This is a genomic window from Campylobacter novaezeelandiae (assembly GCF_004323845.1).
Taxonomy (GTDB): Bacteria; Campylobacterota; Campylobacteria; order Campylobacterales; family Campylobacteraceae; genus Campylobacter_D; species Campylobacter_D novaezeelandiae.
Genome location: NZ_QPGR01000025.1, coordinates 1 through 7931 on the forward strand (window position 1 = coordinate 1; position 7931 = coordinate 7931).

5 protein-coding genes are annotated in these 7931 nt (G+C 30.2%); 4 read left to right on the forward strand and 1 reads right to left on the reverse strand.

All coding sequences use genetic code 11. The features are described from left to right. From DU473_RS08005 to DU473_RS08020, 4 genes are all read left to right on the forward strand, one after another. A partial coding sequence (locus DU473_RS08005; RefSeq protein ID WP_262868321.1) for a RidA family protein occupies positions 1-125 on the forward strand: 125 nt, incomplete at its 5' end. A gap of 169 nt (positions 126-294) precedes the next feature. Next, a complete protein-coding gene (locus tag DU473_RS08010; RefSeq protein ID WP_131186960.1) occupies positions 295-2100 on the forward strand; it encodes a motility associated factor glycosyltransferase family protein in 1806 nt (601 codons plus the stop codon). A 131-nt stretch (positions 2101-2231) separates the two neighbouring features. Beyond that, positions 2232-3944 carry a flagellin gene (locus tag DU473_RS08015; protein WP_131186961.1) on the forward strand — a complete coding sequence of 571 codons (1713 nt, stop codon included), beginning with the start codon at positions 2232-2234 and terminating at the stop codon, positions 3942-3944. Between the two features lie 156 nt (positions 3945-4100). Continuing rightward, positions 4101-5831, forward strand: coding sequence for a flagellin A (locus DU473_RS08020; RefSeq protein WP_131166268.1), 1731 nt, complete (start codon positions 4101-4103; stop codon positions 5829-5831). Positions 5832-5905: 74 nt separating this feature from the next. Here DU473_RS08020 and DU473_RS08025 read toward each other — a convergent pair whose 3' ends face one another. Further along, complete coding sequence (locus DU473_RS08025) at positions 5906-7813, reverse strand: motility associated factor glycosyltransferase family protein (RefSeq protein WP_131186962.1); 1908 nt, start codon at positions 7811-7813, stop codon at positions 5906-5908. Positions 7814-7931: the final 118 nt, after the last annotated feature.

The following is a 7931-nucleotide window of genomic DNA, read 5'->3' on the forward strand; positions in this document are numbered from 1 at the left end:
TAAATTTTAATGAAATTTATTCAAGCTTTTTCAAAGCTCCTTATCCTGCAAGAAGTGCTTTTGCAGTAAAAGATTTACCAAAAAATGCTTTAGTTGAGATTGAGGTTATAGCGGCTAAAGGGTAATTCTAGGAATTTTCCTAGAATTTTTGCATAAATCTTTCAAACCAATGATAAATCTAACTTTTAAATTTATTTAACACACTTAATACTCTATATAAAAGAAAATTTAAAATAAAAATGTAAAATTCCAAACTATAAAATAAAAATTATAAAATCATCTTTAAGGTATAAAATGAATCCAATTTTACAAAGAAATATAAAAGCTCTTGCATCAGGAGTTAATGAACCCTTAGCCTTAAAATTACAAAATCATAAAAAATCACAACGTTTCATTTTAAATGATAAATTCAACATTTACGATAATAAATTTGAAACTTTTATTTATGATGATGATTTTATGCACGAAGAACTAAATCATTCTTTTGATAATTTTTTAGCCAAAACTAAACATTATCCTTATATTTGTTTTTTTGGTATAGCTAATGCTCTTTTGATTAAAAATCTAGCTCCATATTATAAAAGAATTTTCATTTTTGAAAGCGAAATTGAGCTTTTATATCTAGCTCTTAGTATTTTGGATTTAAGTGAAGAATTAAGCAGTGGCAAAATTCATCTTTTAGACACCACAGAAGAAAAAGTAAATATCCAGTTTTTAATCCTTTTTGATATGAAAGGTGTTTTTGAGTATTTAAATTTATTTGAACTTTTTCCTATTAACTCTTATTATGAAAGATTTCACAATCAAACCTATCAGCAAATTTTAAATTTTGCTTTAGCAAATACTACTTTACTTATTAGAAATTTACATTATACATTAGATGTTCCTTTTTTAGTTTATGACAATATACTTTGCAATATCCCTACCATGCTAGAAAACATTCCTTTTCAAAGACTTCTAAATCAAAGAAAAAATACCTTTGATACAGCCATAGTAGTTTCAGCAGGACCTTCACTTGCTAAGCAACTTCCTTTACTTAAAAAATATCAAAATAAAGCTTTTATTTTTTGTGCAGATGGAGCTTTGAGCATTTTATTAAAAGAGGATATTAAGCCTGATTATGTGACCAATTTAGATTTTTCTGATTTAACAAAAAATTTTTACGAAGATCAAGATAATAAAATTTTAAATGTATTAGCCATTGGAACAAATTATAATGTCGCAAGCAAAATTACAAACAAATGTATTATTTTAAGAGAAGATCCTTTCTTTAAAAATTTAGGCCTTAGTGATTTTGGTTACATAGATACAGGAACTCATGTAAGTCATTTCTCTTATACTCTAGCTCTTGCTTTAGGATTTAAAAATATTATTATGATAGGACAAGATTTAGCCTATGATGAGAAAGGAAATTCGCATTCTGAAAATTTTGCTTATGGAAGTGAATTTGAAAAAGAAAGTGATATAGAAAAAAATTACTGCATAGCTTATGGGGGCAAGGGTGAAGTTTTAACTCACGTGCTTTGGAATGATTATCGTATCAAATTAGAATACCTTTTTGCCTGTAATCAAGAAGTAAATTTTTACAATGCCACAGAAGGTGGAGCAAGGATAAATTTTACTAAAGAAATATCTTTTAAAAATGCTTGTGAAAATTTACTTCATAAAGAAAAACCTAAATTTGAAAATTTAAAACCTTTAACTAAAAATAGAAGCTCTAAACTCATTGCTAAATTTTTTGAAAAATTAAAACAAGATAAACAAACTTGCGAAAATTTATTAAATGATGCTAAAACTTTAAAAGAAGCATTGGATAATATCTTAAGCAAAGATATTATTTTACCTTTAGAATTTTTACAAAATGTTCATAAAAATATAAGTAGTTTTAATGAAATTTTAAATAATAGTGCATTTTTGGAAGACTCAATAGGCAAAGCTTTAATCTTTAATAGAGGTTTTAATATGTCTAAAGTTTTAAAAATGCATTTAAATGATGAAAGAGAATACTTATATCATCTCATTCTAGCTTATAAAAATTTCTTAGAATACTTTATACAAAATTTAAAAACCAAATATGAAATTATGAAAAAATATAACTGATTAGCCTTTTTTATCCTTTTAAAAACTGATATTTTAAAAATTTTCAAAAAAATATAAAAAAAATTTTTAACTTTACGATATAGCTTTTGACAATCGCATGAGGTGATTGAATTTATTTAAAAGGATTTAAAATGGGATTTCGTATTAACACAAACGTTGCAGCACTTAATGCTAAAGCAAACTCTGACTTAAACGCTAAAAGCTTAGATCAGTCATTAGCAAGACTTAGCTCAGGTCTTAGAATTAACTCAGCCGCTGATGATGCTTCAGGTATGGCGATCGCTGATTCTTTAAGATCTCAAGCAAATACTTTAGGTCAAGCTATTTCAAATGGTAATGATGCTTTAGGTATCTTACAAACCGCTGATAAAGCTATGGATGAGCAACTTAAAATTTTAGATACTATCAAAGTTAAAGCTACTCAAGCTGCTCAAGATGGTCAAAGTGAAAAAACAAGAACTATGCTTCAAGCAGATATCAATCGCTTGATGGAAGAACTTGACAATATCGCAAATACAACTTCATTTAATGGAAAACAACTCTTAAGTGGAAACTTTATCAATCAAGAATTCCAAATCGGTTCAAGCTCTAATCAAAGTATTAAAGCTACTATTGGTGCAACCCAATCGAGCAAAATCGGTGTAACAAGATTTGAAACAGGTGGTAGGATTACTGCTAGTGGAACTGTTGGAATGGTGATTAAAAACTACAATGGTATAGATGATTTTAAATTCAAAGATGTTGTTATCTCAACTTCAGTAGGAACAGGAATTGGAGCCTTAGCTGAAGAGATAAATAAATACGCTGATAAAACAGGTGTTAGAGCAAGTTTTAAAGTAGAAACTAATGGTATGTCAGCAGTAAAAGCAGGAACTACTTCATCTGATTTTGCTATCAATGGAGTAGTTATAGGAACTGTTGCTTATAAAGATGGCGATGAAAACGGAGCTTTAGTTTCAGCTATAAATTCCAAAAAAGACACAACAGGTGTTGAAGCTTCACTTGATAGTGAAGGAAAACTTCTTTTAACTTCAAGAGATGGGCGTGGTATTAAAATAGATGGTAGCATAGGAGCTGGTGCTTTCATAAGCCCTAATATGAAAGAAAATTACGGACGTTTATCTTTAGTAAAAAATGATGGAAAAGATATTCTTATTTCAGGAAGCGGTCTTTCATCTGCTGGATTTGGAGCCTCTCAATTTGTTTCTCAAACTTCAGTATCTTTAAGAGAATCAAAAGGGCAAATTGATGCTTATGTAGCTGATGCTATGGGCTTTGGTACTGTTAATAAATCAACAATTTTAGCTGGATACTCTTCTGTATCTGCTTATATGTCAAGTGCGGGAAGTGGTTTTTCTGAAGGTTCTGGTTATTCTGTAGGAACTGGCTATTCTGCAGGTTTTGCAAATGCTGTAGTTATTTCGGCAGCTTCTCAACTTTCAGCTGTGTATAATGTTTCTGCTGGAAGTGGTTTCTCAAGCGGATCTTCTATGTCTCAGTTTGCTACCTTTAAAGCAAGTGCATTTAATGTTACAAATGAAACTGCAGGGGTTACAACACTTAAAGGTGCTATGGCTGTTATGGATATAGCTGAAACTGCTATTGCAAATCTTGATCAAATCCGTGCAGATCTTGGTTCAGTTCAAAATCAATTAACTTCAACCATCAATAACATCACAGTTACTCAGGTAAATGTTAAATCAGCTGAATCACAAATTAGAGATGTGGACTTTGCAAGTGAAAGTGCAAACTACTCTAAAGCAAATATCCTAGCACAAAGTGGATCTTATGCGATGGCACAAGCCAATGCTAGCCAACAAAACGTATTAAGATTGTTGCAATAATACGAACTCTAAGTTTGGGAAATTTTTCCCAAACTTTATACTTACTTACAATTTTACTTCTTAAAACTTTTAAATCTTTCAAAAATAAAAATTAAATTTATTGGAACACTTATTGCTTTATCCTTTTGAACAATATTTTTGAAAGGATTTAAAAAAATGGGTTTTAGGATAAACACAAATATAGGAGCATTAAATGCTCATGCAAATTCAGTCGTCAATGCCAGAGAGCTTGATAAATCTTTAAGTCGTTTAAGTTCTGGTCTTAGAATCAACTCAGCCGCTGATGATGCTTCAGGTATGGCGATCGCTGATTCTTTAAGATCTCAAGCAGCAACTTTAGGTCAGGCTATCAATAATGGTAATGACGCTATCGGTATCTTACAAACCGCTGATAAAGCTATGGATGAGCAACTTAAAATTTTAGATACTATCAAAGTTAAAGCTACTCAAGCCGCTCAAGATGGTCAAAGTCAAAAAACAAGAACTATGCTTCAAGCAGATATCAACCGCTTGATGGAAGAACTTGACAATATCGCAAATACAACTTCATTTAATGGAAAACAACTCTTAAGTGGAAACTTTATCAATCAAGAATTCCAAATCGGTGCTAATTCAAATCAAACCATTAAAGCAAGCATAGGGCCAACCCAATCAAGCAAAATCGGTGTGACAAGATTTGAAACAGGTGGCAGAATTACTTCTAGTGGCGAGGTTCAATTTACACTTAAAAATTACAATGGCTTAGAAGATTTTCAATTTCAAAAAATAAAAATTTCAACTTCAGTAGGAACAGGACTTGGAGCCTTAGCTGAAGAGATAAACAAATACGCTGATAAAACAGGTGTTAGAGCAAGTTTTAAAGTAGAAACTAATGGTATGGCAACCGTAAAAGCTAGTTCTACCTCTGAAGATTTTGCCATAAATGGAGTAAGAATCGGACAAATTCAATACAAAGATGGTGATGAAAACGGAGCTTTAGTTTCAGCTATAAACTCAGTAAAAGATACAACTGGAGTGGAAGCTTCACTTGATAGTGAAGGAAAACTTCTTTTAAGCTCAAGAGATGGACGTGGTATTAAAATAGATGGTAGTATAGGAGCTGGTGCTTTCATAAGCCCTAATATGAAAGAAAATTACGGACGTTTATCTTTAGTAAAAAATGATGGAAAAGATATTAATATAGTTGGAACTGGACTTTCTCATGCAGGATTTGGAGCTTCTCAATTTATCTCTCAAGCTTCAGTATCTTTAAGAGAGTCAAAAGGGCAAATTGATCCTCAAATAGCTGATGCTATGGGCTTTGGTAGTGTTAATAAAGGAACAATTTTAGCTGGATATTCTTCTATATCTGCCTTTATGTCAAGCGAGGGAAGTGGTTTTTCAAGTGGTTCAGGTTTTTCTATAGGAAGTGGTAAAAACTATTCTGCCTCTTTACAAAATGCTGGTTTGGTTCCTATTTCAGGAGCTTCTCAACTTTCAGCTGTGTATAATGTTTCTGCTGGAAGTGGTTTTTCAAGTGGTTCAGGTTTATCACAATTTGCTCCTATGAAAGTAAGTGCAGGAGCTTTTGATGTCCCACCTGAAAGTGCAGGAGTTACAACACTTAAAGGCGCTATGGCTGTTATGGATATAGCTGAAACTGCTATTACCAATCTTGATCAAATTCGTGCTGATATTGGTTCGGTTCAAAATCAACTTCAAGTAACTATCAATAACATTACAGTTACTCAAGTAAATGTCAAATCAGCTGAATCAACCATAAGAGATGTGGATTTTGCTGCAGAAAGTGCTAACTTTTCTAAATACAATATTCTTGCACAAAGTGGTTCTTATGCTATGTCGCAAGCTAATGCTGTGCAACAAAATGTATTAAAACTTTTACAATAATTTTAAAGCTTGAGAACTTCTCAAGCTTTAATCATTTATCTTAAAAACTTATATACTTATTTAAAAATTCTATTTTAAATTAAATTCTTTTTCTCTAAGATATCTTGTAAAGGAATAATTGCTTGTTTTAATCTTTGATTTTGAACACCTAGTATATCAATGATATCTTCAAGCCAACTTTCATGAGAATACACCCAAGCTAAAAGCTTATTTTGTTTATCGCTTTCGTTGTTTATATTTTGCACATATAGTTTTGAGGATAATAAATTATGATGATACAATAAAGATGAAAGCACATTGCTAAGATGGGTATATTTTTTTCTATTTAATTTTTCTTTAATCAAATCAAGCTCATCTACAAGCTCATCTAAGCTATATCTACTCTTAGAAGAGTAAATAAATTTTTTAATGCGTCTATCAATTTTTTTACAATGTTTTAAGAAATTTTCTCCCATTGTAATACTTTTTTTTACCCTTTTATAATTTTCTAGCATTAAATGATTTCTTTGTTCTTTGCTAGGATTTTTAAGCTTTACTAAAGGTTTTTTAAGTTCTTTGGTTAAAAACTCTTTACAAGCCTCTTTAAAAGGTTTTTCTATACTTCCTTCTATCCTTGCACCGCCTTCTGTGCAATTATAAATCTTAGCATAGGAATTCGCAGCACAAAAATTTTCAAAAATTTGTTTAAACAAAATCCATACTTGAGAACTTTGAACTATACCCTGGCCTCCATAAGCCATGGTTGTATAACGATTAAAATCTCTTTCATAATCTCCTATATGATAATCATCATGAATAAAACCTTTTGAATGATGACTTCCATCTTTAGCATAGGCTAAATCTTGACCTATTAAAATAATATTTTTAAATCCTAATTTCAAAGCTAATTCACAAGCCATATGAGATACGCTCATACCCCCGCCTATATATCCAAAAGAAGATAAATCAAGATAGTTTGTATAAGTAGAAGCCCTAGCTACAAGCATATATTTTCTATGATTTTTTTCTAAATAATCTATAGTTTTTTTACTCACCAAAGAAGCTAAGATAAAAAGTATATCTTTATCAAAATCTCCAAAGTCATTATTAAAACACTCACTTACTATCTCATCACGTTCTAACATACAAACATAATCAGGTTTAATACCTTGCTTTACTAATATAGAATAAGCACTATCAGCACAGAAAATTACAGCTTTATCTTGATACTCTTTAAGTAAAGGAAGTTGCTTAGTGAGTGAAGGTCCTGTCCCTACTATAATAGCGCTTGCTTTATTTTTATTAGATCTTTTTTGTTTTAATTCATCATAACTTGGATGAGTAAAAACTTTTGGCAAATTATAAACGGCTTGTTCAATACCTATCATAGTATCTTTTGGATCATTTCCTTGTCTTAGAGTGATATTAGTAATAGCTTTCATAAGAAGATCATTGATTCTTTCAATATCTTCTTTATAGTATTTTTCATAAAATTCACAAGTAATTTTTAAATCATAAAGTTTAAAAGAAATACTAATTTGTGGCAAAGAGCAAAGAACGTCGGCTTTAACATAATCCATCTCTTTACTATGCATTATAATAAATCTTCCTTGCCTTAACTCTAAATCAAAATCTATCCAATGAAAAACAAGATAAATGATTTCAAGCTCTGCTTCAAAAACAACTATTCTTTTATGTAAATCATTTTGCAAAAGTGCCTTAAAAAATATACCATTCCCTAAACCATAAAAGAAAAAAAATGGATATCTTGCAAATTCTTTAAAAGCCTTTATTTTATCTTCAAGCTCTTCTTTTGGATTTTTAAAAATAGTTTTTAAATCGCTTTTTCTTGTTATATTAATATCAAGTGGATCTTTTTTTAAAAAATAATTAAATTTTTTAAGCTCTTTAATATTTTGCAATTTCTTTTTAAGCTCTATATAATTAGATCCCACTAAAGCATCTAAGTTTTTCTTAAAAAGATCTACTTTTGCTTTATCCATTTCTCAAGTCCCCTTTTATATAACTCTTCTTCTAAAGGCTTAATGTTTTTTATTAAAGCAAGTTCAAGTGCATTAATATGTGCATATATCATTTTAAGCCATTCTAAATGTTCTTTGA

Excerpts from the sequence above, each read along its gene's own strand:
- DU473_RS08010 (WP_131186960.1), top strand. The coding sequence starts at position 295 with ATGAATCCAATTTTACAAAGAAATATAAAAGCTCTTGCATCAGGAGTT.
- DU473_RS08015 (WP_131186961.1), top strand. The coding sequence starts at position 2,232 with ATGGGATTTCGTATTAACACAAACGTTGCAGCACTTAATGCTAAAGCA.
- DU473_RS08020 (WP_131166268.1), top strand. The coding sequence starts at position 4,101 with ATGGGTTTTAGGATAAACACAAATATAGGAGCATTAAATGCTCATGCA.
- DU473_RS08025 (WP_131186962.1), bottom strand. The coding sequence starts at position 7,813 with ATGGATAAAGCAAAAGTAGATCTTTTTAAGAAAAACTTAGATGCTTTA.